The following is a 24,597-nucleotide window of genomic DNA, read 5'->3' as shown; positions in this document are numbered from 1 at the left end:
CAGGACCGACAGACGCCCGGCAGGACACGAGGGCGAGGGCGACGAGAAGCTTGGCCGCGCTTGAGGACAGCAGCCAGGGGCGCACACGGGACCGGCGGTCGGTGTACAAGCGGTACCAGGAGGCGACGGAGACGGCCTCCGACGGCCAGCTCACCGACGTCGAGCGGGAGGACGCCGAAGAGGGCGTCGACCGGATCACCTCCCCCGTCGACCCCGAGCACATCGACATCGAGACGCGTACGACCACGATCGACCTGCGGACCGGCTCCGGCGTGGTCAGCGTAGGACGATCTCGCGTTTGAGGATCTTGCCGGTCGCGCCCTTGGGCAGGGCTTCTGCGATCTGGACGACGCGCGGGTACTTGTATGGGGCCACGCGTTCCCTGACGAAGTCCCGGATGTGGTCCGGGGTGGCCTGGGTGCCGGTGCGGAGCACGACTACCGCCGTGATCTCCTCGCCGAGCGTCGCGTGCGGCACGCCTACGACGGCCGCCTCGCTCACCGCCGGGTGTTCGTACAGGACCTCCTCGATCTCCCGTGGGTAGACGTTGTAGCCGCCGCGGATGATCAGGTCTTTCTTGCGGTCGACGATGAAGAAGTACCCGTCCTCGTCGACGCGCGCCAGGTCGCCGCTGTGAAACCAGCCGGCTCGGACGGCCTCCGCTGTGGCCTCCTGCCGGTTCCAGTAGCCCTTCATGACGTTCTCGCCGCGGATGACCATCTCGCCGACCTCGCCCGGTGCGGTCGGGGTGCCGTCCTCCGTGACGAGGCGGACGTCGACGCCGCGGACGGGGACCCCGATGGAGCCGGGCTTCCGGGGCCGGTCCGGTGGGTTGAACACCGCGACGGGCGAGGTCTCCGAGAGGCCGTAGCCCTCAAGCACGGTGACGCCGAAGGCGCGCTCGAACTCGTGCAGTACCTCCACGGGCAGCGAGGCGCCGCCGGAGACGGCCGTACGAAGCCGCGTCAGATCGGCCTCCGGGTCCACCCCGGCACGGACCAGCGCCGTGTACATGGTGGGGACGCCGAGGAACACGGTCACCCGGTCGCGGTGCAGGATGCGCAGGGCCTCGGCGGGATCGAAGCGGGGCAGCAGGGTGAGCGTGGCGCCCGCGGTGACGGCGGCGTTCAGGGCGCAGGTCTGCCCGAACGCGTGGAACAGCGGGAGTGCGCCGAGCAGGACGTCGTCGGGCCCGATGCGGATCAGCGTTTCCGCCGTCGTCGCAGCGTTGCTCACCAGGTTGCGGTGGGTCAGTTCGGCGCCCTTCGGGGTGCCCGTGGTTCCCGAGGTGTAGAGGATCACGGCGGTGTCTTCCGGCGCTTGCTCGACGCGTGCGGTCATCGGCGGCGTCTCCCGCAGTGCGGCGGGCCACTCCTCCGCGTCCGCGATCAGACACACCGCACCGGCCTCGGCCGCCGCGGGAGCCGCCTCGGGTTCCACCGCGGGCGCCGCCACCACGACCCGCGCCCCGGAGTCCCGGAGCACGAAGGCCATCTCGCGGGCCTTCAGCAACGGATTCATCGGTACGACGACGGCGCCGGCGCGGAGAATCCCGTAGTACGCGACGGGGAAGGTCGCGACGTTGGGCAGGGCGAGCGCGACCCGGTCGCCGGGCCGGACCCCCTGCTTCCACAGCAGCGAGGCCAACCGGGCACTCGCGTCGGCGAGTTGGGTGTACGTGAGGGTGGTCCCGTCCTGGCGTACGGCGATCCGGTGGCCGTGGGTGGCGGCAGACGCCGCCAGAACTGCCGCTAGGTCGGTCATTCGGCTTCCGTACGTGCGGTACAGCCGGTCCGCGAGGTCGGGGCGCTGGGCCAGCACTCCGTTGTACGTGACACGGGCACGCCGAGATGCAGGCCGAGCCCCCAGAACAAGGTGCTCACCGCCTCCGGGCCGTGGGCAAGGGGAAGTCGCGGTGGCCGCATCCGCAGGGCATGTGGTCCGGTCCAGGCTGAGGGGCTGGTGAGAAGGTGTCGCAGCATCGCGGTGTGTCCTCTCGCTCGCGAACGGTTCACACGCTAGGCGAGTGCTCGACGTATCTCTTGACTGCACGGGACATGTGACTTATCAGTTGGGGACACAGTCAGGGAGTGCGCCCATGAAGCCCCTCGTCCGTAATGCCAGCCTGAGCGGCTATGTGGAGCTGAGCCGGTCCCTGGGCATCGACCCGCGTGCCCTCATGAAGCGGGTCGGCCTGGATCCCGTCGGGCTCACGGTGCAGGACCGGTGGATCTCCGGCGCGGCTGTCGTACGGCTGCTCGAACTCTCGGCGGCGGCCGCGCACCGGGAGGACTTCGGGCTCCTGCTCGCCGAGCGCAGGCGCTTCTCCAACCTCGGCCCGATCAGCCTGGTTCTCCGCGAGGAGACCGACGTGCGCAGCGCGATCGCGTTCCTGGTGCGCTACGAGCACATGTACAACGAGATGCTGCACAACCGGCTCACCGAGGCGGACGGCCTGGCGACGCTCAAGGTCGGCTTCTCACCGACCGAGCCGATGTCCGTCCGCCAGGCGATGGAACTCGCCGTGGGCGCCTTCCACCAGGTGCTGCGGGAGTTCCTGGGCGCCCGGTGGCAGCCGCTCTCCGTGTGCTTCACCCATCCCGCGCCCACGGATCCGTCCTCGCACCGGCGGTTCTTCGGGCCCGTGGTGGAGTTCGACCAGGAGTTCAACGGCATCGTCTTCTACAGCAGCGACCTGGACGTACCCAACGCCATGTCCGACCCGCTGCTGCGGACGTACGCGCGGCAGTACTTCGAGTCCATCGCGGTGGCCAGGGACACCTCCGAGCCGGACCGGGTACGGGAGTTGATCGGCGCCCTGCTGCCGACCGGACGGTGCTCCGTCGAGCAGGTCGCGGCCAGCCTCGGCGTCGACCGCCGCACCGTCCACCGGCACCTGGCGGCGTCCGGCGAGACGTTCTCCTCGCTTCTGAACGCGACCCGTGAGGAGCTGGCGCGGCAACTCGTGGCGAACCCGCGCCGTTCCCTGACGGATATCTCCGGACTCCTGGGCTTCTCGGCGCCGAGCGCCTTCTCCCGCTGGTTCCGCGAACGCTTCGGGTGCAGCGCGCGGGACTGGCGCACCCGGCAGGTTACGGAGCAGTACGCGGTGGAGCGGGACGCCGAGGAGCGGGGAGCCGTGGAGCGGGGCGCCACGCAGGGTGATCCTCGGTAGCGACCGGCGACCGGCGACCGGCGACCGGCGACCGGCGACCGGCGACCGGCGCCCGGCCACCACCCGGGCGGGTGTGTCCCCAATAGGTAATTCTCCTGTCCCCTGAGGTGCAGCGCGCCCCTGAAGCGCGGCCTAACGTGGCATTACCGACGGGGCAACGACCGGGGAGACACCCCCTGACCGCCCTGCACATCGCAGCGTCGCGCGACCACCGCCGCGACCGCCAACTCCCCTTCTTTTCCGCTTCTTTCCGCAAGCCGGTCCGCTGTCCAGGAGTGGACGACCGGTGAGCGTTCACCGTCGACAAAGGAGAACGGCCATGCACTTCCTCGACGACTCCCTCTACCCGGAGAACCAGGAGAAGCTGGTCATCCAGGCAGCGCCGTACGGACCGGAATGGCTGCCCGGAGACGCCGACGACCTTCCCGTCACCATGGACGAGCACGTCCAGGCAGCCGTCGACTGCTACGACGCCGGCGCCACCGTGCTGCACATCCACGTGCGTGAGCTGGACGGACACGGCTCCAAGCGCATGTCCATGTTCAACGAGCTGATGGCCCGGCTGCGCGAAGCCGTTCCCGACATGGTCCTGCAGATCGGCGGCTCCATCTCGTTCGCCCCCGAGGACGAGGGCGCGGACGCCAAGTGGCTCAGCTACGACACCCGGCACATGCTGGCCGAGATCGCCCCACGCCCCGACCAGGTGACCATCGCCATCGGCACCAGCCAGATGAACATCGTGGAGCTCTTCGACGACGAGGACATCGAGGGCACCTCCATCGCGAAGCCCGCCATGCACCAGGCGTACCGCGACATGGTCGTCGAAGCGGGGCCGGAGTTCTACCTCGAACACCTCAAGCGGCTCCGCGCGAACGACATCCAGCCGCACTTCCAACTCGCCCACCTGGCACAGCTGGAGACCGTCGAGCGGATGATCCGCCGGGGGATCTACAGCGGGCCGCTCGTGCTCAACTACGTGGCCATCGGCGGCGGCTTCGCCGGACGGCACCCCGCCGACCTGGTGGAGTTCATCCGCCGCGTCCCGGACGGCGCGGTCCTCACCATCGAGGCGTCCATGCGCGCGGTGGCCCCGATGAACACCGTCGGCATCGCCCTCGGCGCGCACGTCCGCGTCGGCAACGAGGACAACCTGTGGCGCCGCAAGGGCGAGCGCATGTCCTCCGTGCAGCAGGTCGAGCAGATGGTGCAGATCGCCGAGGCCGTGGGACGTGACATCGCGTCGGGCCCCGAAGCGCGGGAGATCTACAAGATCGGCGAGTGGTACGCGGACACCGACGCGACCCTGGCCCACCTCGGCATGGTGCCCAACCGCCGCCCTGGCCGCCGCGGCTCCATGCTGCGCGACGTCACGTCCTGACCCACGTCCTGACCCGCGTCATCCCGTACATCCAGCAAATCCCGTACAGCCCGTACAGCCCGTACGACTCCTTCGTACGCCTCACACACCCGGAACCGAGCAGACGGAGCTGAGCCGTGGCACATGCCATTCGATTCGAGGAGACCGGTAAACCCGAGGTCATGCGGTGGCAGGAGGTCGCGGTCGGGGAACCGGGGCCCGGCGAGGTGCGCGTCCGGCACGTCGCCGTCGGACTGAACTTCGCCGACACCTACTTCCGCACCGGCCTGTACCCCGTGCCCCTGCCGAACGGGCTCGGTGTCGAGGGGGCCGGAGTGGTCGAGGCGGTGGGCGAGGGAGTCACGCACGTCGGCGCGGGCGACCGCGTGACCTACACGGGCAGCCCCCTCGGCGCGTACAGCACCGAGCGCGTCATGCCTGCGGATTCGCTGATCAAGCTGCCCGACGCGATCAGCTGTGAGACCGCGGCCGCCATGACGATGCGCGGACTCACCGCCGCGTACCTGCTGCGCCGCATCCACCCGCTGGAGCGCGGCGACACGGTGCTGCTGCACGCGGCCGCCGGCGGCGTGGGCCTCATCTTCGCGCAGTGGGCGAGGCTGCTCGGCATCACCGTCATCGGCACCGTCTCCAGCGAGGAGAAGGCCGCGATCGCCGAGGCCCACGGCTGCGCGCACACCATCCTGTACCGGCACGAGGACGTGGCCCGGCGGGTCCGTGAACTGACCGACGGCAAGGGCGTCCCCGTCGTCTTCGACAGCATCGGCAAGGACACCGTCGCCGCGTCGATGGCCTCGCTGCGGCGCCGCGGCCTGTTGGTCTGCTTCGGCACCGCGTCCGGAGTGCCGCCCCTGGACGCCATGCAACTCGCCGTGCACGGCTCCCTGTTCGCGACCCGCCCCGCGCTCGCCGACTACATCGCCGACCCGGCCGAGCGGGACTCCCTGGCCGCGGAGCTGTTCCAGCACGTCGCCTCGGGCCGCATCGACATCCGGATCAACCAACGGTACGAGCTTCCGGACGCGGTGACCGCCCACCACGACCTGGAGGCGGGCCGCACGACCGGGTCCTCCGTCTTCACCCTCTGAGTACCTCTGAGTACCTCTGAGTACCTCCGAGCAACACGTCAGGAGCGACGACCCATGACCAAGACCGCCTGGACGAAGGAGCCCGCGCCCGCCCTGGTGCGCCCGAGCGCCCTGCGTCCGTCCCTCACCGCCGAGCCGCTGACCTGCACCATCGGCGCCGAACTCCGAGGCGTGCAGCTGGGTGACGCCGCCCGCGACGACGATCTGTTCACCGCGATCGAGCTACTGCTCCTGCGGTACAAGGTCCTGTTCCTGCGCGACCAGGACCTCAGCCGCGCCGAACACGTCGCCTTCGCGTCGCGCTTCGGCGCCCTGGAGGACCACCCCGTGGCCGGCAGCGACCCCGAGCACCCGGGCCTCGTCCGGATCTACAAGGACCTCGACAGCGAGCCGGAGCACTACGAGAACTCCCTGCACTGCGACGGGACCTGGCGCACCAACCCCTCCATGGGCGCCGTCCTGCGCTGCGTCGAGACTCCGGCCGTCGGCGGTGACACGATCTGGATCAACATGGCCGAGGCCCACCGCCGCCTCCCGGACCACGTCAAGGACCAGATCGCGGACCTCCGCGCCCGGCACAGCATCGAGTCGAGCTTCGGTGCCGTACTCCCGGCCGAGGAGCGCCGCGCGCTTGCCGCCAAGTACCCCGACGCCGAGCACCCCGTGGTCCGCACCCACCCGGTGACCGGCGAGCAGATCCTCTTCGTCAACAGCTTCACCACGCACTTCGTCAACTACCACCGACCCGAGCGCGTGCGCTTCGGACAGGACTACGCGCCCGGCGCGAGCAACCTCCTCGACTACCTGCGCAGCCAGGCCGCGGTCCCCGAGTACCAGGTCCGCTGGCGCTGGACGAAGAACAGCGTGGCCATCTGGGACAACCGCTCCACGCAGCACTACGCCGTCCAGGACTACTGGCCCGCCGTCCGCAGGATGGAGCGCGCGGGAATCGTCGGAGACCGGCCCTTCTGAGCAGCAGACGTCCGTGACCAGAGAGGTGGCACCCATGGGAACGCCTACGGCCGACGCGGCCGCACCGGAGACCTCCCGCACCCGCCCGGCCGTACCGCGCGGCTACCCGTGGCTGGTCTTCGCCCTGAGTTTCGGTCTCCTGCTCTCCGACTACATGTCGCGGCAGGTCCTCAATGCGGTCTTCCCGATGCTGAAGGCCGAATGGCTGCTCTCCGACGCCCAGTTGGGCTCGCTCAGCGGCATCGTCGCCCTGATGGTGGGCCTGCTCACCTTCCCCCTCTCCCTCGTCGCGGACCGCTGGGGCCGGGTACGCAGCCTCGTCGCCGCCGCGGTGGTGTGGAGCCTGGCCACGCTGGGCTGCGCGATCTCCGCGAGTTACGGCGAGATGTTCCTGGGACGCTTCATGGTCGGCGTGGGCGAGGCCGCGTACGGCAGTGTCGGGATCGCGGTGGTGCTCAGCGTGTTCCCGGTGCGGCTGCGCGCCACGCTCTCCGGAGCGTTCATCGCGGGCGGCTCCTTCGGGTCGGTGCTCGGCGTCGCCGTCGGCGGCGCCATCGCCCAGGCGCACGGCTGGCGTTGGGCCTTCGGCGCGATGGGCTTCCTCGGACTCGCCCTGGCCGCGGTGTACGCAGTACTGATCACGGAGCGCAGGCTCGCCGCTGCCGCCCGGGTGCACGCGCCGGGTACGGGGCCCTCGGAGCGGGCCGCGCTGCGCACCCTGCTGCCGCGCCTGTTCTCCTCGGTCTCCGTGGCCTGCGCCTACGTCGGCAGCGGACTGCAGATGTTCATCGCCATGGCGCTGCTCGCCTGGACCCCGAGCTTCTTCCACCGCTACTACGGGCTTGAGACAGCCGACGCAGGCATCGCCGCCGGTGCGCTCGCGATGCTCGGCGGCACGGGGATGATCCTGGGCGGCATCGTGGCCGACCGCCTCAGCCGGAACGCCGCGGTCCGCAAGTGGACCGTGGCGGTCACCTGCAGCCTCGCCTCTTTCGTCCTGCTGATGACCGGCTTCCATCTGCCGACGGGACCGGCACAGGTGGTGCTCATCGCCCTGGGCAGCCTCGTCGCCAGCGGCACGGCGGGCCCCGCCGCCGCCATGGTGGCGAACCTGACCCCGCCGGCCGTCGCGGCCACCGCCATGGCCACCCTCACCCTGGCCAACAGCCTGCTCGGCCTTGCACCAGGGCCCGCCGTCACCGGCATGCTCGCCGACCGCACCGGACTGCTCGGCGCCCTGCAAGTCATTCCCTGGGTCGCCGTGCTGAGCGGCGCCGCCTTCGCCCTCGGCAAGGCCACCTACCCAAGAGACCTGCGCCGCCTGGGACTTCTGCCAGACACGGCGCTCGTACCACCGGAGCCACGCACATGAGCCCCACGCACATGAACCCCACGCACATGAACCCCACGCACATGAACCCCACGCACATGAACCACACCCAAACGAACCCCACCGAACCCCCGACCGTCGTGATCGTCCCAGGGCTGCGCGACCACGTGCCGCACCACTGGCAGACCCTGCTCGCCGAACGACTCGACGCCGTCCGGCTGCTGCCGCCGCTGCGGACGGGACGGCTGAACCGCGACGCGCAGGTCGCCGCCCTGGAGCGCACCCTTGCGCAGATCTCCGGCCCCGTCGTCCTGGTCGCGCACAGCGCCGGAGTCGTCACCGTCGTCCACTGGGCACAGCAGCACCACCACACCGTCCGGGGCGCCCTGCTCGCCACACCACCGGACTTCGCCGCCCCTCTCGGGGAGGGCCACCCGTCCCCGGACGACCTGAGCGAGAACGGCTGGACGCCCGTCCCGATGAAGCCGCTGCCCTTCCCCAGCATCGTGGCGGCCAGCACGGACGACCCCCTGGCCGCGTACGACCGCGTCGCGGAGATGGCCGGCGCGTGGGGCAGCCGCCTCGTGAGCCTGGGCCCGGTAGGACACCTCAACCCGGCCTCCGGGTACGGGGAATGGCCGCGCGCCGAGCAGTTCGTACGGGAGCTGAGCTGAGCCGGTCCTTCGAAAACGTACCGACCCCTGGAGGTCCGTTGAACACCGATCCGAACCTGCTGTGGTCCCCGACCGATCCGAACCTGCTGTGGGCCCCGACCGCCGCGCGGGCCGAGCAGTCCGACGTCGCCGCCTTCCTGCGCATGCTCGACCGGACCCGAGGGCTCCGGTTCGCCGACTACGCCGAGCTCTGGCGGTGGAGCACGACCGAGCCGAACGCGTTCTGGGCGGCGGTGTGGGAGTACTACGGCCTTGATGCCGTCAGCGCCTACGACACTGTCCTGGACGATCCGCGCATGCCGGGCGCGCGCTGGTTCCCCGGCGCCCGGATCAATTTCGCCGAGCGGTGCCTGGCCCGGACGCCCGATGAGCGCACAGCCCTGATCGAGGTGTCCGAGAGCGGCCCTCCGGTGGAGACGTCGTGGCGGCAGCTGAGGCGCGATGTCGGAGCCCTGGCCGCGTCCTTGCGCGCCATGGGTGTGCAGCCGGGCGACTGCGTGGCGGGCTTTCTCCCCAACACGGCGGAAGCGGTGGTCGCACTGCTCGCCGCCGCGGCGGTCGGTGCGGTGTGGACGGTCTGTTCCCCCGAGTTCGGTACGGCGGGGGTGACGGCCCGGCTGCGGCAGGCCGAGCCGAAGGTGCTGGTGGCCGCCGACGGCTACCGCTACGCGGGCAAGGAGTTCGACCGGCGCTCCGCGGTCGCCGAGATCCTGGACGAACTGCCCACCGTCCGGCACCTGATCGCCGTGGACCACCTCACCGGCTCCTGGGCCGGGACCGGGACGGGATCCGGCGGGCCCGGCCGCGCAGGGGTGGCGTGGCACTCCTGGTCCGACGCCGTGGCCGACGAGGCGGAACTCCGCTTCGCCGACGTCCCGTTCGACCACCCCCTGTGGATCCTCTGGTCATCGGGCACCACCGGTCCGCCCAAGGGCATGGTGCAGGGCCACGGCGGCATCGTCGTGGAACTGCTCAAGGCCCTCGGACTCGGCGCCGACGTACGGCCCGACGACCGCTGCCTCTTCCACACGTCCACCGCCTGGATGCTGTGGAACTTCATGGTCGGCTGCCTGCTGCACGGCGCCACCCTCGTCCTGTACGACGGCAGCCCCACCCATCCCGACGTCAACGGTGTCTGGCGGGTGGCGGAAGTCAGCCGCGCCACGATGGTCGGGGTCGGCGCCTCCTATCTCACGGCCGGTGAGAGCGCGGACGCCCACCCGGCCTCCGCGTACGACCTGAGCGGGGTGCGTTCCGTGCTGCAGACCGGTTCGTCCCTTCCCGACAGCACCTGGCGGTGGGTGTACGACCGGGTAGCCGACGATGTGTGGCTGCAGTCGATCTGCGGGGGCACGGACGTGTGCTCCGTACTCGCCGGGGGTTCGGCACTGCTGCCGGTACGGGTCGGACGCATCCAGTGCCCCGCGCTCGGAGTCGCCCTGGCGGCGTGGGACAGGGACGGGCGTCCGGTCGAGGACCGGCAGGGCGAACTGGTCGTGACCGCGCCGCTGCCGTCGATGCCCTTGTACTTCCTCGGTGACCCGGACGGCGAGCGGTACCGGTCGAGCTACTTCGACACGTATCCCGGCGTGTGGCGCCACGGGGACTGGATCTCGGTGGCGGACGACCTGTCCGTGGTGGTGGCCGGGCGCTCGGACGCGACCCTCAACCGCTTGGGCGTCCGCATGGGTTCGGCGGAACTGTACGCCGTGGTCGAGGCGCTGCCGGAGATCGCCGACAGCCTGGTCGTCGGCGTGGAGTCGCCGGACGGCACGTACAGCATGCCGCTCTTCGTGGTGCCGGCCTCCGGTGCGGATGTCGACGATCGGCTGAAGGCCCGAGTCGCCGGGGCGATCAAGCAGCGGCTCTCGCCCCGGCACGTCCCGGACGCCATCGTGCCGGTGGCCGCCGTGCCGAGAACCCTGACCGGCAAGAAGCTGGAGGTCCCGGTCAAACGCATCCTCCAGGGCGCACCCGTGGCCGAGGTGCGTGCCGAGGGGACGATCTCGCACCCGGAGATGCTGGCGTGGTTCGCCGACTTCGCCGCCGGGACGGGGAGTCCGGAGCCGGGGAGCCCGGAGCCGGGGAGTCCGGAGTCGGGGAGTCCGGAGTCGGGGTGACGTCGCGCCGTGCGGGGGGCCGGGGCGGGGTGACCTGGTAGGCCGGGCTGCCTGAAGGTCGCGCACCCGCTGCGGTGCCGGGGTCGGCCGAGGCGTGCGCGTGGATCAGGGTGTGCCCCCCGGCGTATCCGCGCGCCCCCCGCGCCCCGGTGTGAACTGTTTGTTCCGGATCGGCAGTTGGGCAGGCTTGACGGTGGCGGTACGACCACACCGACCACACATCCCGAACGGCGAGGTGGCACTGATGCCCGACACGAGTCCGGAACCGATCGCGACCTTCTGCGGCAAATGCGACTGCGGCTGCCCGCAGTTGTTCGTCGACGTCGACGCGCCCGCGGACAAGCGCGTGCGTATCACCGACGACTTCGGTCAGCAGGTGCAGATGAGCGAGGAGCAGTTCGCCGACCTGGTGGCCCAGGCCAAGGGCGGCGAACTCGACCGCCTGGTCGCGGCTTCCGCCTGAGGCGGGGGCTTCGGCGGCCCGCCTCCGTAGCGGGAGGCGGGCCGCCGGTGTCCGAACGCGGCCCACAGCTCAGTCGCCCTCCACCACCCCTCGAACCGCCCGGCAGGCCGCCGGGATCGGCCCGATCACCGGGATCGGGAAGCGGTCGCGGAGGGCTTCGGCGGCCTCGCCCAAGGGGCCGCCGCCGATGATGACCGCCTCGGCGCCGTCCTGCGCGCGGCAGGCCTCGACCGCCTCGGCCAGGCGCTCCGTCAACTCTTCGGGGGAAGCCGACAGTTGGTGCGGATCGCCTGCGGTGAGGCGGATCCCGCTGTACTGCCCGGACCAGCCGAGGTGGGCGACGCGGGCGGCGATCGCGGCGGTCAGGCCCGGGGTGGTCGTGGCGATGCCGAAGCGGCGGCCCGCCGACGCGGCCTCCGCCATGGCCGCCTCGGCGATGCCCACGACGGGCAAGGAGGTGCGGGAGGTGCGGGAGGTGCGGGAGGTGCGGGAGGTGCGGGACCGCAGTTCCTCGACGCCGGGGTCGCCGAACGCGCTCACCACGAACGCCCCGATGCGGGGCCCGTCCGGCCCGGCGAGGGCCCGCTGTGCGGCTCGTACGACCTGGGGTTCCGCGGCACGCAGGGCGTCCTCGTCCACCAGCATGGCGGGGCCCTCGGCGGCGGTGAGTCCGAGCACCTCGTAGCCGTCATCGGGGCGCAGGGTGCGGCGGGCGATCGTCGCCATCATCTCGGTCGTGGCCTGCGAGGTGTTGGGGTTGATCAGGGCTACGGCTGTCGTGGTCACTTGGTGGTCGACTCCGGTGCGTCGTCGAGGGGAGGCTGGTCCTCCGGCGTCAGTCCGTCGGCGGCACCGCGACTCGGCGCCCGGGCCCGGCGCCAGGGTAGCGCCGGAGCCGTAAGGCGCTCACCCCCGCAGCGACGACCAGCGGCGCGGTCGGTGGCCGCAGCGCGGGGACGGCGGGGGCATGGTGAGGAGGCGGCGGACCTGTTCGCCGGCCTCCACCGCGTTGCGGGCCGTGGCCGGGAAGAGGAGGCGGAGGTCGCAGTGGCCCTCGCGGTACTCGCAGCGCAACGTGAGGCCGTGGCGGTCGACGGCGAGCGGCAGGGTCCGCTGGACGCCGTACGGAAGGCTGCTGCCGCTGCGCAGCAGGAGGTCGGTGACCATGTCGTCGTGGGCGTCCGCGAGATGGGTCAGCATCGCCGCCTCCTCGACGGCGAGCGGGTCGGCCTGCGCGAGGGCGTACTCGTCCAGGCCCACCTCGTAAGTGCCGGTCGCCGTGCGGAGGGTGACGCGGGCGAGGTCGAGGCGGAGCGCTTCGCTGTCGCCGGCCGGGGCGAGCCAGCCGGAGATGGTGACGCGGGCCCGGACGCGGTCGCGGAGTGCCGTCGGGGCGATGTCCGTGAACTCCAGGAGCGCGGCGAGGCTGCCGCGCGGTGCGGTGGCGACCTGGGCCACGAGCGGGGTGTCGGCCTGGGGGTGGAGGGTGATCTGCCCGTTGCGGCCGACGGAGTGCATGCCGATGAGGTCGTAGTCCTGACCGTGGGTGGTGAGGGACAGGGAGACCGCCTGGGCCAGGAGGGAGCGCACACGCTCCGCGGCGGTCTGCTCGGGCAGGTCGAGTTCTGCGGCGGCGCTCAAGGGGACTCCTTGCGGGCGGTGGCGGGTTGGCGTGCTGAGGCGGAAGGGCCTCGCTCCCCAGTTGAATGAGGTAAGGCTAACCTAACTTTCTCTGGTTGGTTTCGTCCAGGCGCTGTTGGTCCTGGAAGGACCTGTGGGGCGAGGGGTGGTTCCTGCGGGCGGCCTGGCGTGCCCCTCGGGCGGAATGGCGGAATGGCGGAATGGCGGAATGGCGGAGGGGCGGAGTGGCGAAGTGGCGGAGTCGTGGAGCCCCCGTGTGGCACCGCGCCGGAAGGTTCGGCGCCACACCCGCGGGCGGCTTCGTCGATCGACTCACGCCTGCCGGCCGCGGATCTTCCGGCCTGCTTCGGTGGCCGGGTAGAGGATCGCGTCGGCCACACGCCCGCCGGAGTCCTTCACGCCCCCGCTGAAGTTGAGGCGGCCGGTGGTGCCGGTCTTGGCGGCGATGCCATCCCAGAACGCGGCCTCGCGCTCCCAGCGGATATCGGCGAGGAGGGTGCGCAGGTCGTCTGCGTGCAGGCCGTTCAAGGAGTCCGCCCACGGCGTCGTCTGGTGCACGGCTACGCCGAGGCCCGCGATCACTGCCGGTGCTGTGATGGCGCTGCGGGATGTGAAGCTCTCGAAGTGCTCGGCGATCAGCCCGGCGAGGAGCGGGACGATCGTGCGCTCGACGAGTTCCCTTCCGGTGCCCGCCGGCAGGTCCTCCTCGTGAATGGTCGCCGAGGACAGGTTCAGTCCGGAGCGGCCGTACACCGCAGCGACGACCAGGGCGCGCAGCGCGGAGAGCGTGACGACCTCTGGGTCCGTCTTTCCGACCTGGCGCTTGCTCGCGTTGACCAGCTTGCTGAACGGCATGATCTTCCCGTCGATCTCCACCTTCACGGTCTCGGCGACGCGGTGGGCGAGGCGGGTGGCCAGGTCGCGCTGGTCCATGGACATGGAGAGGTTCTTGGAGACGTCGACGCCGAGCACGTTGCGGTCGTGGAACACCTGGCGGGCGTCTGCGGAGGAGAGGCCCACGTACATCTCGAACGGGACGCGGACGGCTGCGAGCTGCTCATAGCCGAGACCGAACTTCTCGGGGTGGTCGAAGAGGTCGTGCCAGGCGGTGAGCTGGGTCTCGCCGTCCACTGCGACGACGGTTGCGCCGGGGGCGATCGTGATGTTGCGGAGCCCGGTGCCGGGGACGAGCTCGTCGCTGACTGCGGCGACATCGTCGGCGTGCCAGAACGTGATGGGCGGGAGCGACCAGGCGTCGCCGAACTCGCCGTTGATGCCTCCGGCGATGTACTCGGCGTACGACGTGGCGTTCTTCCCCTTGCCTGTCGACTTCAGGGTGCGCTGCACCTGGGCGCGGATCTCTGCGTGCTGACGGATGTGGCCCGATGCCGCCTTGAGGCTCTTCTGATCCTCCTCTCGGCGGGGCGACGGAACGATCTGGAGCAGGGCGGGGAGTGAGACCGTCCCGAGCACTGCGTTGTCGCGGAACGGCATGACGGTGATTCGGGTTCCTTCGACGACCGTGGTCGGCATGGTGAGGCGCATGAGGGGCTCCTTTGCGGAAGGTGTGCGTGGCCGCATTCGCTGACTGCAAGCACTGCCGAGTAAACAGATAAGTGAAAGCACTGTCAAACGTCTTGACGGGTTTGACGGCAGGGGTAGTCTGTTAGCAGTTCATCCTCGAGGTGTTAGGACTCCACGCCATGCCCAAGCAGCAGTCCGTGCATGGCCCTTCATCAGGGGCGTCCGCGCAGGTCACGGCTGCCGAGATCTCTCGCATCGCGGGGGTCACGCGCGCAACGGTCAGCAACTGGCGCCGCCGTCACGCCGACTTCCCCGAGCCCGACGGGGGTACTGAAAGCAGTCCGTTGTACGACCTCCGGGCCGTACAGGAGTGGCTGAGCAAACGTGGGCAGAGCTCGGCCGGGGCGCCGGTCGAGGAGTTGCGCACGGCTTTGCGGCTGCGCCCGGCGGGAATGGCGGCGCGACTCTTCCCACTGGTACCGGCTCTGGCGCTCGACGGTGCAGACGGGGAGCCGGAACTCGGTTCGTTGCCGGAGGAAGAACTGCTCGTAGCGGCCCGCGAGGCCGTCGACCGCCTCCCTGCCGCTGTCTCGAACCTCGGCCCCATCAATGCGTACGAGGCGGCGGACGCCGCTGCCGTGCGTGCGCTGGACCGCTGTGTCCGTGAGGTGGGTGCGCAGGCGGCCCTCGACGTCCTGGCCGAGCGGGAGTTGGAGGAGAGTGCCGCGACCGGCACGTACCGGACTCCGGGCGGGCTGGCCTCACTGATGGCCCGCATGCTCCCGGCCGACACGCACTCGGTGCTCGATCCCGCCTGCGGTGGCGGCGGTCTCCTCGCCGCCGCCGCGCAAGAGGGGGTGAGCACGCTCTACGGGCAGGACGTACTGCCTGTTCAGGCGCAGCGGGCCGCGGTGCGGCTGTTGCTTCCTGCGGGCGATGCGCGGTCCGGAGGTATGCGGCGCGGGAAAGGGGCGAAGAATCCGGCGGTGGTGGAGTCGGTGCGCATCGAAGCAGGTGACAGTCTGAGGGAGGATGCGTTCCCCGGCCTGATGGCGGACGCTGTCCTGTGCAACCCGCCTTTCGGTGATCGTGACTGGGGCCAGGAAGAGTTGGCGTACGACCCTCGATGGGCGTACGGCGTACCGCCACGGTCGGAGTCCGAACTCGCCTGGGTGCAACATGCGTTGGCACACGTCGAGCCGGGCGGCTATGCGGTGCTGCTACTGCCGCCCGCGCTCGCCTTCCGCTCTTCGGGCCGCCGAATCCGCACCGAGCTCGCCCGCAGCGGAGCCCTGCGCGCCGTGGTTTCTCTTCCTGCGCGTGCCGCCCAGCCCTTCCATGTCGGGCTGAACATCTGGGTGCTGCAGCGGCCTGAGCCGGGTGGCCCGGAGCGTACGTCGGTCCTCTTCGTCAGCGGAGAGGCTGAGCCGCGAGCGGGCGGGGGAGCGTCTGGTGCTCAGGGCGTACGTGGCAGCGGACGCGCCACCCAACCCTCCATCGAATGGGCGGACTTGACGAGGCGAGTCCTCGCCTCGTGGACGGCCTTCCTCGCGGATCCGGACGCGTTCACCGATGAACCGGGTGTCGCGCGCGCGGTGCCGGTCGTCGACCTTCTCGGTGACGTCGTCGACTTCAGCTCGGCACGACACGTCCGGGCGACCGCCGCCGATGTCTCCCCTCGGGCTTTGAAGCGCCGCGTGACGGAGTTGCGCGGGAAGCTGGCCGAGCAGGTGGGCGCGCTGAGCGCAGCCTCCGAATCCGAGGCGGGCGAGTGGCAGCCGGCCGACGCGGTGGACGGGGCAGCGCGGGAGGGCTGGCGTACGGCCACCGTCTCGGACCTGGCACGCGGTGGAGCGCTCACGCTCCTGAGGGGAGCGATGCCGGCGTCGCGTGACACGGAGAGAAGCCCAACGGGCAGGCAGGACAAGGACAATGACGCTGCTACGGGGGCGGGCGCCGATGGCCGCGTCCTGACCGTCGGCGACCTGTCTGCCGGGACTGCACCCTCAGGCGTGTCCACCCGCATTCGTACGGACACCGCGCATCGGATCGCCGCAGGTGACGTCGTCCTGCGCAGCGCTGCACCTCAAGGCACACCGTGCGTGATGGCCAGGGTCGTGGGCGAAGAGGACGCCGGGGCCTGGCTCGGCCCGCACCTGCACATCCTGCGTCCCGACCCGGCGCGGCTCGACCCCCGGTTCCTCGCCGGCTTCGTGGCGGCGGACGACAACATCGCCGTCGCGTCCACGGGGACCGCCGGACTGACGCACGTCAACCCCGGGCGCCTCCGGATTCCGCTGCTGCCGCTCGCCCAACAGCAGCGGTACGGGGAGGCGTTCCGCCGGGTCGGCGAGCTGCGCGCCGCGGCGCGTGCGACGGCCGTGACGGGTGAGGAAATGGCTGCGGCGCTGGTCCTCGGCCTGACGTCCGGAGGGCTCGTACCGCCTGACGGCCCCTGACCGCACTGTGACCGGAACTGACGATCCGTGCCTTCGGCGCACCCACATCGACCACACTGAACTCCATCCGCCCGAAATGGGTGGGAAGCCCTTGGAAGGAAACCGGGGAAGTCCTGTGAACAGCAACAAGCACACGGAGTTGGCGAACCATGCCTGGTCCGTCGCCGACCTCTTGCGCGGTGACTACAAGCAGTCCGACTACGGCAAGGTGATCCTGCCGTTCACGGTGCTGCGCCGCTTGGAGTGCGTCCTGGAGCCGACGCGCGAGAAGGTCACGGAGGTCGCGGAGAAGTACAAGGACGCAGAGGACTTCAACCCGGACGCCTTCCTGCGCCGCGCCTCGGGCCACTCCTTCTACAACCGGTCCGGCCTCACTCTGAAGAAGATCGCCGGTGACCCGAAGAACGCGGCCAAGAACCTTCAGGTGTACGTGGGTGCCTTCTCGGAGAACGCCCGCGAGGTCCTGGAGAAGTACGAGTTCGCCCAGCAGATCAAGCGGCTCGACAGCTCGGACCTGCTGTACAAGGTCATCGGCAAGTTCACGGACCTGGACCTGCACCCGGACAACGTGCCCAACCACAACATGGGCTACATCTTCGAGGAGCTGATCCGCCGCTTCGCCGAGCAGTCGAACGAGACGGCCGGTGAGCACTTCACGCCGCGCGAGGTCATCAAGCTCATGGTGAACCTCCTGATCGCCCCGGACGGCGACGCGCTCACCCTGCCGGGCACGGTCCGCACGGTCATGGACCCGGCCTGCGGCACGGGCGGCATGCTGTCGGCCGCGGAGGAGCACATCCGCGAGCTGAACCCGGACGCCGAAGTCGAGGTGTACGGGCAGGAGTTGAACCCCGAGTCGTGGGCGATCTGCCGGTCCGACCTGATGATCAAGGAGCAGGACCCCGACCACATCGCGTTCGGCAACTCCTTCTCCGACCCGGCGTTCTCGCGCAAGAACTTCGACTACCTCCTGGCCAACCCGCCGTTCGGTGTGGAGTGGAAGAAGGTCAAGGACGAGGTCGAGTACGAGCACAAGAACCTCGGCGACGCGGGCCGCTTCGCCGCGGGCCTGCCGCGTATCAACGACGGTTCGCTGCTGTTCCTGCAGCACATGATCTCGATGATGAAGCCGGTCGACGCGAACGGCGGGGGCGGTTCGCGGATCGCCATCGTCTTCAACGGCTCGCCGCTGTTCACGGGTGCGGCCGGCTCGGGTGAGTCGGAGATCCGCAGGTGGATTCTTGAGAACGACTGGCTGGAGGCAATCGTCGCGCTCCCCGACCAGCTCTTCTACAACACGGGTATCTCCACGTACTTCTGGATCCTCACCAACCGGAAGTCTCCGGACCACAAGGGCAAGGTCGTGCTGCTCGACGCGCGCGACCAGTGGGTCAAGATGCGGAAGTCGCTCGGCGACAAGCGGAAGTGGCTGGGCGACGGGACGGGCGGTACACCGAATCACATCGGTGAGGTGACCCGGTTGTACGGGGAGGCGCTGGACGCGGCTGCCGATGAGCGGCACCCGCTGCACGCGAAGGTCAAGGTTTTCGACAACGAGGCGTTCGGCTACCAACGCATCACGGTGGAACGGCCGTTGAAGCTCCGCTTCGAGGTGACGGACGAGACGCTGGCGGCGTTGGCTGCGGCGAAGCCGGTGCAGAAGCTGGAGCGAGCGGAGGAGTTCGTGGCGGCGGTGCGGTCGCTGACCGGGTCGTCGTGGGGTACGAAGTCCGAGGCGTTCGTGGCGCTCAAGGACGCGGTGGTCGGGGCGGGTTTGCTGTGGCCGACTGGCGCCCCCTTCGCGAAGGCCCTGCGGGAGGCTGTCGGGGTCCGGGACCCGGAGGGTGAGGTGCAGCGCGTCAAGGGCGGCGAGGCTGAGCCGGACTCGGAGCTTCGGGACTACGAGAACGTTCCGTTGGGGGAGGACGTCGAGGAGTACCTGAAGCGGGAGGTCCACCCGCATGTGCCGGATGCGTGGATCGACCACAGCAAGACGAAGGTTGGGTACGAGATTCCGTTTACGCGGCACTTCTATGTTTATGAGCCGCCGCGGCCGTTGTCGGAGATTGATGCGGAGCTTCAGGCTCTGGAGGCGGAGATTCAGGGGTTGTTGGGGGAGGTGGCGGAATGAGGCGTTCGGTTAAATTGAAGTACTGCCTACGCTCGTCGGACTCTGGTACGTGGGGAGATGAGGCAGACGGTGTGGACGCAGTTCCCGTTCTGCGCTCTACGGAAATTAGCCTCGATGGCTCTGTGGACTCACGCGAACCAGCTCTGCGTTCTTTGAGTCGCCGAGAGGAGGCGCGAACTCGTCTACATGAGGGAGACATTCTTGTTGTGCGTTCCAGCGGGAGTGATCTCCATCTGGGTAAGTCGGGATATGTTGATGGCGCCGCATCTGGTATGTCGTTCTCGAACTTCCTTCAGCGATTGCGTGTCGAAGGCACGCACTCTCCGCGCTTCGTTTGGTACTTCCTCAATAGTTCTGATGCCAAGCAGCAAATCCGTAAGCTCAGCTCTACGACCACAGGTCTGCAGAACCTGAGCGCAGCTCTAATCGCAGAGCTGCAGATCGCTACTCCTTCTCCGGGAGAACAGCGCCGCATTGCCGACTTCCTCGACGCCGCTACCGCCCGCATAGACGAGCTCACCGCTCTTCGGCGCCGCCAGGCTGTACTTCTCCGAGAGCGAGCAGATAGGAAGTTGGCGGGCTTGTTCTCCGACACCGCGGGCCGTCGACAGTTCCGCCTACGCCACCTCATGCGTTCCAACCCATGTTATGGCGTTCTGGTTCCCCGATTTAGCCATGAGGGAGTCCCACTCATCCGCGTTAGCGATCTCGGTCGTCTTCGTCAGGAACTCGACAGGCTTCCTAAGATCGAAACGCGGCAGGCCGTCGAATATCGACGCACCAGGGTCTCCTCCGGCGATCTGCTTATTACCGTGGTCGGCGCCACAATCGGGCGATGTGATGTGGCTTCGGAAGAGGTGGATGGGTTCAATGTGAGTCGGGCCATCGCCCGAGTGCAATTGATCCCTGAACTCTCACCCCACATGATGGCCGCTTGGGTCCGGGGCAGGCAATTCCGAGTCCAGGCGGAACTCGTGACGAGTGGAGCTGCCGCTCAGCCTGCCCTGAACATGTCCGATTTGGCGCATTTCACAATCTGGCTCCCTGAAACGGCCACGGAATGGGCGGACCTGGCTCGGGAAGTCAGCGAGCATGAGGATGTCACGAATAGGTTGCTTGGCGTTGTGGACGCACAACTGTCGTTGCTAGCCGAACGCCGCCAAGCCCTAATCACAGCCGCCGTAACCGGCCAATTCGAGGTCTCAACCGCCAGCGGTCGCAACGTAGTGGACGGAGTCGCCTCATGAGCGTGCACGACGAGAACGCCTTCGGTGACGCCATAGTCGCCGCCGTCACCGAACGCGGATGGCGCGAGGCCAACCCCGAGGATTACCGCGCTGACATCGGCCTCGACACCCACGAACTCTTCACCTTCATCGAGCGCACCCAGCCCGAAGAGTGGTACGAGCTCGCCGGCATCTATGGCACCCAAGAAGACGCCCAGCGCGGCTTCGCCCAGAGGCTCGACAAGGCCATCGCCGACGACGGCCTGCTCAACGTCCTCCGTAACGGCGTCAAGGACCGAGGCGTCCGCCTCCGCGTCGCCTACTTCAAGCCCAACCTCGTCCCCGACGACTCCGTCCTCGACAACTACCGCGCCAACCGCCTCACCGTCGTCCGCGAACTCCCCTACGCCACCAAGCAGTTGGACTGGGGCCACCGCCTCGACCTTGCCCTCTTCCTCAACGGCATCCCCGTAGCCACCGCTGAGCTGAAGAATGCGCACACACACCAGACGGTCGAGCACGCCAAGGAGCAGTACCGCTCCGACCGTGACCCCACCGAGCTGATCTTCACCAAGCGCGTCATCGCGAACTTCGCCGTCGACCAGGACCTGGTCTTCGTAGCAACCCAGCTCCGCGGCAAGAACACCCGGTTCCTGCCGTTCAACACCGGATCCAACGGACCCGGCCAGCCCGGCGGTGCCGGAAACCCCGAGCCCACTACCTTCGGCACCTACGCCACCAGTTACCTCTGGGAACAGGTCTGGGAGCGCGAGAACTGGCTGGATCTGCTCCAGCGCTTCGCGCACCAGCAGAAGCACAAGACTCCCGGCGGCGGCACCAGCAAGTCCACGATCTTCCCCCGCTACCACCAGTGGGACGTCGTCAAGAAGCTCACCACCCACGCCGCCACCCACGGCTCGGGCGAGAACTATCTCGTCATGGCCTCGGCCGGATCAGGCAAGTCGAACACCATCGGCTGGCTTGCGCACCGCCTGTCGGACCTGCACGCCGACACCGACCCCCGCAAGCTCGACCAGGACGCCCTGACCGCAGGCCGTATCGCGCCCGGCGAGCCGGTCTTCGACAAGACCATCGTCATCACGGACCGCCGCAACCTGGACGCCCAACTCCGGGAAACCGTCGGTAGTTTCTCGCAGACGGACGGCTTGGTCGTGAAGATCGACGAGAAGCACGGGGCGAAGAGCGAACAGCTCGCCCGTGCCCTCTCCCGGGACACCGGCAAGATCGTCACGGTCACCCTGCACTCGTTCCCGGCGCTGCTCGACTACCTCAAGCGCAACCCGACCGAGCTCAAGGGAAGCCGCTTCGCGATCATCATTGACGAGGCGCACTCGTCCCAGTCCGGCGACGCCGCGACCGATGTCCGGGCGGCCCTGCGGGACTTGGGCCTCGACTCGGACTCCGATGACGCGGGCGCGACCACCACCCCGGTCGACAAGAAGCTGAAGCGGAAGGCCCTGGAGCGCTCCCGCGCCACCAACCTCTCCTACTTCGCCTTCACCGCCACCCCGAAGTCCAAGACCCTCGAACTCTTCGGTGAGGAGGGCGTGGAGAACGGCAAGGAAGTCTTCCGGCCCTTCCACACGTACTCCATGCGCCAGGCCATCGAGGAAGGGTTCATCCTCGACCCGCTGCGCAACTACGTCACGTACAACACGTACTGGAAGCTCGTGAACCAGAACCCGGACGAGGTGGAGGTCGATCCCTCCAAGGCCAATGGTCTGCTCGCCCGGTTCGCACTCACCCACGAGCACACCGTCTCCCAGCATGCCCAGGTGATCGTCGAGCACTTCCTCGCGCACACCCGTGGCCGACTCGGCGGGCGCGCCAAGTCCATGGTCGTGACCGCGTCAAGGCAATCGGCCGCGCAGATGGCACGCGCCATCAAGAGCTACATCAAGGATCGCGACTACGACACCAAGTACCCGGACCTGGGTGTCCTGGTCGCCTTCTCCGGTTCGCTCACCATCGACGACGAGGAGACCACCGAGACGAAGGAGAACGGCGGCCTCGCCGAGAGTGCCCTGCCGAAGGCGTTCGCGTACGTCCGTGCCGACGACAAGGCCGTGAAGGCCGGCGGCAAGGGGCAGCCCGAGTACAAGATCCTGGTCGTGGCGGAGAAGTACCAGACCGGCTTCGACCAGCCGCTCCTCACCACGATGTACGTGAACAAGGTGCTGACCGGCATCTCCGCGGTACAGACCCTGTCCCGGCTCAACCGCACCGCCGAGCGCAAGTCCCAGGCCGACCTCGCCGTCCTGGACTTCGTCAACGAGGCCGAGGACATCCAGGACGCCTTCCGCCCGTACTTCGAAGAGGCACACACGCTGCCTTCTGACCCCAACCTCCTCTACACCGCCCAGAGTCGGGTCATGTCGGCCCCGGTCATCTCGGAATCGGAGATGGACGAGTTCGTCGCGGCCTACTTCACGGCGAAGGACAAGGCGGGCGGCTCGCAGGCCAAGTGGGAGAAGTTGCACGCCGAGCTCTATCGGCTGCTGTCCCCTGCCGTGACGCGTTTCGCCGAGCTCCTTGAGGACGAGGACGACGAGGAGCGCATTGAGGTAGCCGAGGACTTCCGTGCGGATCTTCACGACTACGTTCGCAAGTACGGGTTCCTCGCGCAGATCGTGCCGTATCAGGACCCGGAGTTGGAGCGGCTGCACCTCTACGGGCGGTACTTGCTCAACCGCCTGCCGCGTCGTGCCGACGGTGGCGTCGACATAGGCGAGATCGACCTGAGTCACCTGCGCGTGGAGAAGACCGGCGAGCACGACGTGTCCCTCAACCCCGAGGGCGCGGCCGAACTCAAGGGCTTCGGCGATGGGTCGGGCGGTGCCAAGGACGCCGAGAAGTCACTGCTGTCCGAGCTCATCGACAAGTTCAACGCGAAGTTCGGCACCGAGTTCACGGAGGAGGACATCCTCCCCGCCTTCAACGCCGCCAAGAACGACCCGAAGGTCCGTGCCGCGGCCATCGTCAACGACGAGGAGAACTTCGGCGTCGTCTTCAACAAGGCGTTCAACGGCTACATGATGGATCACGTCTCCACCGTCGACAGCCTCGGCAAGCGATACTTCGCCGCTGACCAGAGCTTCAAGTCCAACCTCGACCGCAGCGCGCGCCGTGCTGCTTGGCGCATGATCCGGCGGGAGACGGGGCTGGACGAGGAGGAGTGAGGTTGCGCGTGGGCCCGCGTACACCAGGGTGGTGTACGCGGGCCCGCGGTGCGTTCGTTACGCCGGTGCCTCGGTGGCCAGGGTGACGAATTCGGCCCAGGCGTCTCGGCCGACGGTGAGCGTGGGGCCGAGCGCTCTCTTGGAGTCTCTGATGTGCACGGTGCCGACAGTGGTGGCCACCTCGACGCATTCGCCGCCTTCGGCCCCGCTGTAACTGCTCTTGCGCCAGGTGAGTTCCGATGCAGCGGACGGGAACGGTTCGGCGTTCATAGCTCTCCCAGCAACTTCTCGATGAAATCTGTGGTCTCGCGTGGCGTGAGGGCCTGAGATCGGATGATCCCATAACGCGCAGCCACGGAACGGACCTCGTTGCGGTCGGTGAGCAGGATGCTGCGGCCCTGCACCTCCAGATACGCGAACTGGTCGCCGTTCTTGCGGGTGATCAGGGTGAACGGCCCGTCCACGCCCGCGTTGTCCTCGCGATCGGTCGGCATGGCCTGGATCTCGACGTTGCGCTTGTGGCTGACCAGAAGGATCTGCTCAAGCACTCCGCGCATCACGGCCCTGCCTCCGAAAGGGCGTCGGAGTACTGCTTCCTCGACAACGAAGCTCATGAGTGGTGCGGGCCACCTACTGAAGATGTCCTGGCGACTGATGCGAGCGGTGACTCGCTGTTCGATCGTGTCCTCGTCCAACAGCGGGCGACGCATCGCGAGGAGCGCCCTTGTGTATTCCTCGGTCTGCAGCAGCCCGGGCACGGCTTGCACCGCGTACAAGAACAATTCGTCTGCCTCGGCCTCCAGTCGCGCCGCGTCCCGGAAGAACGCCGGATACTGAGCCCGCCCCACCTCCTCCTTCATCGCGGTCAACACGCCCCGCGCATCCAGAACTTCATCCGCCCGATCGATGAACCCCGGCGGCGGAATCCTCCGCCCCTGCTCGAACGACGCCACCGACGGGGCCGCGTACCCCACGCGCCTCCCGAACTCCGTGCGGTCCAGGCCCGCCCTCAACCGCAGCGCCTTCAACTGCCGCCCGAACGCCACCACCACACCCGAGCCGGGGTCATCCTCAGGGCGCTCTCCCAACTCCGCGCCCTGTTCCTCGTGCTCCATCGCGCCCGCCCTTCCCGCCGCGTACAACGCGCACCGTCCCCGCGTACAGAGCCGTCGTGACAGCGCGCCACCCATGGTCACGCTACGCCACCGAGCTGCAC

Annotated in this window: 19 protein-coding genes; 13 read left to right on the top strand and 6 right to left on the bottom strand. The window is 68.9% G+C overall.

Annotation, left to right across the window (positions count from 1 at the left end; translation table 11 throughout):
• Nucleotides 1-50 precede the first annotated feature (50 nt).
• On the top strand, nucleotides 51-302 hold the full coding sequence (locus QIT00_RS09050) for a hypothetical protein (protein ID WP_282534625.1): 252 nt from the start codon (nucleotides 51-53) through the stop codon (nucleotides 300-302).
• On the opposite strand, the gene QIT00_RS09045 is transcribed toward QIT00_RS09050, so the two are convergent.
• Nucleotides 277-1,764, bottom strand: a complete 1,488-nt coding sequence (locus tag QIT00_RS09045; protein ID WP_282534624.1) for a long-chain-fatty-acid--CoA ligase — start codon at nucleotides 1,762-1,764, stop codon at nucleotides 277-279. The two genes, QIT00_RS09050 and QIT00_RS09045, sit on opposite strands and share 26 nt — an antisense overlap.
• Nucleotides 1,765-2,098: 334 nt before the next feature.
• Between QIT00_RS09045 and QIT00_RS09040 the strand changes: the two genes are divergently transcribed.
• The 8 genes from QIT00_RS09040 to QIT00_RS09005 all read left to right on the top strand — a co-directional run bounded on the left by QIT00_RS09040 (nucleotide 2,099) and on the right by QIT00_RS09005 (nucleotide 11,200).
• On the top strand, nucleotides 2,099-3,175 hold the full coding sequence (locus QIT00_RS09040) for an AraC family transcriptional regulator (protein WP_282534623.1): 1,077 nt from the start codon (nucleotides 2,099-2,101) through the stop codon (nucleotides 3,173-3,175).
• A gap of 319 nt (nucleotides 3,176-3,494) precedes the next feature.
• Nucleotides 3,495-4,553, top strand: coding sequence for a BKACE family enzyme (locus tag QIT00_RS09035; protein WP_282534622.1), 1,059 nt, complete (start codon nucleotides 3,495-3,497; stop codon nucleotides 4,551-4,553).
• Nucleotides 4,554-4,669: 116 nt separating this feature from the next.
• On the top strand, nucleotides 4,670-5,641 hold the full coding sequence (locus tag QIT00_RS09030) for a quinone oxidoreductase family protein (RefSeq protein ID WP_282534621.1): 972 nt from the start codon (nucleotides 4,670-4,672) through the stop codon (nucleotides 5,639-5,641).
• A gap of 54 nt (nucleotides 5,642-5,695) precedes the next feature.
• Nucleotides 5,696-6,613: a TauD/TfdA dioxygenase family protein gene (locus QIT00_RS09025; protein WP_282534620.1), complete on the top strand. Its 918-nt coding sequence runs from the start codon at nucleotides 5,696-5,698 to the stop codon at nucleotides 6,611-6,613.
• Nucleotides 6,614-6,647: 34 nt separating this feature from the next.
• A complete protein-coding gene (locus tag QIT00_RS09020) occupies nucleotides 6,648-7,985 on the top strand; it encodes an MFS transporter (RefSeq protein WP_282534619.1) in 1,338 nt (445 codons plus the stop codon).
• Nucleotides 7,982-8,617, top strand: coding sequence for an RBBP9/YdeN family alpha/beta hydrolase (locus QIT00_RS09015; protein WP_282534618.1), 636 nt, complete (start codon nucleotides 7,982-7,984; stop codon nucleotides 8,615-8,617). Before QIT00_RS09020 ends, QIT00_RS09015 begins: the two co-directional genes overlap by 4 nt.
• Nucleotides 8,578-10,737, top strand: a complete 2,160-nt coding sequence (locus QIT00_RS09010) for an acetoacetate--CoA ligase (protein ID WP_408909743.1) — start codon at nucleotides 8,578-8,580, stop codon at nucleotides 10,735-10,737. The genes QIT00_RS09015 and QIT00_RS09010 overlap by 40 nt, the downstream gene beginning before the upstream one ends.
• Nucleotides 10,738-10,981: 244 nt before the next feature.
• A complete protein-coding gene (locus tag QIT00_RS09005) occupies nucleotides 10,982-11,200 on the top strand; it encodes a hypothetical protein (RefSeq protein ID WP_282534616.1) in 219 nt (72 codons plus the stop codon).
• 69 nt (nucleotides 11,201-11,269) lie between these two features.
• Here the strand turns inward: QIT00_RS09005 and QIT00_RS09000 are convergent, their stop codons facing one another.
• The 3 genes from QIT00_RS09000 to QIT00_RS08990 form a co-directional block, all read right to left on the bottom strand.
• The gene (locus QIT00_RS09000) at nucleotides 11,270-11,986 is read right to left on the bottom strand and encodes an aspartate/glutamate racemase family protein (RefSeq protein WP_282534615.1); all 717 of its coding nucleotides are present in this window, start codon (nucleotides 11,984-11,986) and stop codon (nucleotides 11,270-11,272) included.
• 120 nt (nucleotides 11,987-12,106) lie between these two features.
• Nucleotides 12,107-12,841 (bottom strand): DUF2470 domain-containing protein, encoded by a 735-nt coding sequence (locus tag QIT00_RS08995; RefSeq protein WP_282534614.1) that lies wholly within the window; start codon nucleotides 12,839-12,841, stop codon nucleotides 12,107-12,109.
• 312 nt (nucleotides 12,842-13,153) lie between these two features.
• On the bottom strand, nucleotides 13,154-14,386 hold the full coding sequence (locus QIT00_RS08990; RefSeq protein WP_282534613.1) for a DNA sulfur modification protein DndB: 1,233 nt from the start codon (nucleotides 14,384-14,386) through the stop codon (nucleotides 13,154-13,156).
• A gap of 158 nt (nucleotides 14,387-14,544) precedes the next feature.
• On the opposite strand from QIT00_RS08990, the gene QIT00_RS08985 reads away from it, so the two are divergent.
• From QIT00_RS08985 to QIT00_RS08970, 4 genes are all read left to right on the top strand, one after another.
• Nucleotides 14,545-16,824, top strand: coding sequence for an N-6 DNA methylase (locus QIT00_RS08985; RefSeq protein ID WP_282534612.1), 2,280 nt, complete (start codon nucleotides 14,545-14,547; stop codon nucleotides 16,822-16,824).
• A 115-nt stretch (nucleotides 16,825-16,939) separates the two neighbouring features.
• Nucleotides 16,940-18,955 carry an N-6 DNA methylase gene (locus QIT00_RS08980; RefSeq protein WP_282534611.1) on the top strand — a complete coding sequence of 672 codons (2,016 nt, stop codon included), beginning with the start codon at nucleotides 16,940-16,942 and terminating at the stop codon, nucleotides 18,953-18,955.
• Nucleotides 18,952-20,202 (top strand): restriction endonuclease subunit S, encoded by a 1,251-nt coding sequence (locus tag QIT00_RS08975; protein WP_282534610.1) that lies wholly within the window; start codon nucleotides 18,952-18,954, stop codon nucleotides 20,200-20,202. The genes QIT00_RS08980 and QIT00_RS08975 overlap by 4 nt, the downstream gene beginning before the upstream one ends.
• Nucleotides 20,199-23,381: a type I restriction endonuclease subunit R gene (locus QIT00_RS08970; RefSeq protein WP_282534609.1), complete on the top strand. Its 3,183-nt coding sequence runs from the start codon at nucleotides 20,199-20,201 to the stop codon at nucleotides 23,379-23,381. Before QIT00_RS08975 ends, QIT00_RS08970 begins: the two co-directional genes overlap by 4 nt.
• 57 nt (nucleotides 23,382-23,438) lie before the next feature.
• Here the strand turns inward: QIT00_RS08970 and QIT00_RS08965 are convergent, their stop codons facing one another.
• On the bottom strand, nucleotides 23,439-23,651 hold the full coding sequence (locus tag QIT00_RS08965; RefSeq protein ID WP_282534608.1) for a DUF397 domain-containing protein: 213 nt from the start codon (nucleotides 23,649-23,651) through the stop codon (nucleotides 23,439-23,441).
• Entirely contained in the window at nucleotides 23,648-24,496 is an 849-nt protein-coding gene (locus tag QIT00_RS08960) for a helix-turn-helix domain-containing protein (RefSeq protein WP_282534607.1), read from the bottom strand. Before QIT00_RS08960 ends, QIT00_RS08965 begins: the two co-directional genes overlap by 4 nt.
• Nucleotides 24,497-24,597 lie beyond the last annotated feature (101 nt).

This window comes from Streptomyces luteolus, assembly GCF_029968015.1.
GTDB lineage: Bacteria > Actinomycetota > Actinomycetes > Streptomycetales > Streptomycetaceae > Streptomyces > Streptomyces luteolus.
The sequence above is the reverse complement of the archived record's forward strand: the minus strand, read 5'-3'. Positions and strand labels throughout refer to the sequence as shown.

Excerpts from the sequence above, each read along its gene's own strand:
- QIT00_RS09045 (WP_282534624.1), bottom strand. The coding sequence starts at position 1,764 with ATGACCGACCTAGCGGCAGTTCTGGCGGCGTCTGCCGCCACCCACGGC.
- QIT00_RS09040 (WP_282534623.1), top strand. The coding sequence starts at position 2,099 with ATGAAGCCCCTCGTCCGTAATGCCAGCCTGAGCGGCTATGTGGAGCTG.
- QIT00_RS09035 (WP_282534622.1), top strand. The coding sequence starts at position 3,495 with ATGCACTTCCTCGACGACTCCCTCTACCCGGAGAACCAGGAGAAGCTG.
- QIT00_RS09025 (WP_282534620.1), top strand. The coding sequence starts at position 5,696 with ATGACCAAGACCGCCTGGACGAAGGAGCCCGCGCCCGCCCTGGTGCGC.
- QIT00_RS09020 (WP_282534619.1), top strand. The coding sequence starts at position 6,648 with ATGGGAACGCCTACGGCCGACGCGGCCGCACCGGAGACCTCCCGCACC.
- QIT00_RS09015 (WP_282534618.1), top strand. The coding sequence starts at position 7,982 with ATGAGCCCCACGCACATGAACCCCACGCACATGAACCCCACGCACATG.
- QIT00_RS09010 (WP_408909743.1), top strand. The coding sequence starts at position 8,578 with ATGGCCGCGCGCCGAGCAGTTCGTACGGGAGCTGAGCTGAGCCGGTCC.
- QIT00_RS09005 (WP_282534616.1), top strand. The coding sequence starts at position 10,982 with ATGCCCGACACGAGTCCGGAACCGATCGCGACCTTCTGCGGCAAATGC.
- QIT00_RS08990 (WP_282534613.1), bottom strand. The coding sequence starts at position 14,386 with ATGCGCCTCACCATGCCGACCACGGTCGTCGAAGGAACCCGAATCACC.
- QIT00_RS08985 (WP_282534612.1), top strand. The coding sequence starts at position 14,545 with ATGCCCAAGCAGCAGTCCGTGCATGGCCCTTCATCAGGGGCGTCCGCG.
- QIT00_RS08975 (WP_282534610.1), top strand. The coding sequence starts at position 18,952 with ATGAGGCGTTCGGTTAAATTGAAGTACTGCCTACGCTCGTCGGACTCT.
- QIT00_RS08970 (WP_282534609.1), top strand. The coding sequence starts at position 20,199 with ATGAGCGTGCACGACGAGAACGCCTTCGGTGACGCCATAGTCGCCGCC.
- QIT00_RS08965 (WP_282534608.1), bottom strand. The coding sequence starts at position 23,651 with ATGAACGCCGAACCGTTCCCGTCCGCTGCATCGGAACTCACCTGGCGC.
- QIT00_RS08960 (WP_282534607.1), bottom strand. The coding sequence starts at position 24,496 with ATGGAGCACGAGGAACAGGGCGCGGAGTTGGGAGAGCGCCCTGAGGAT.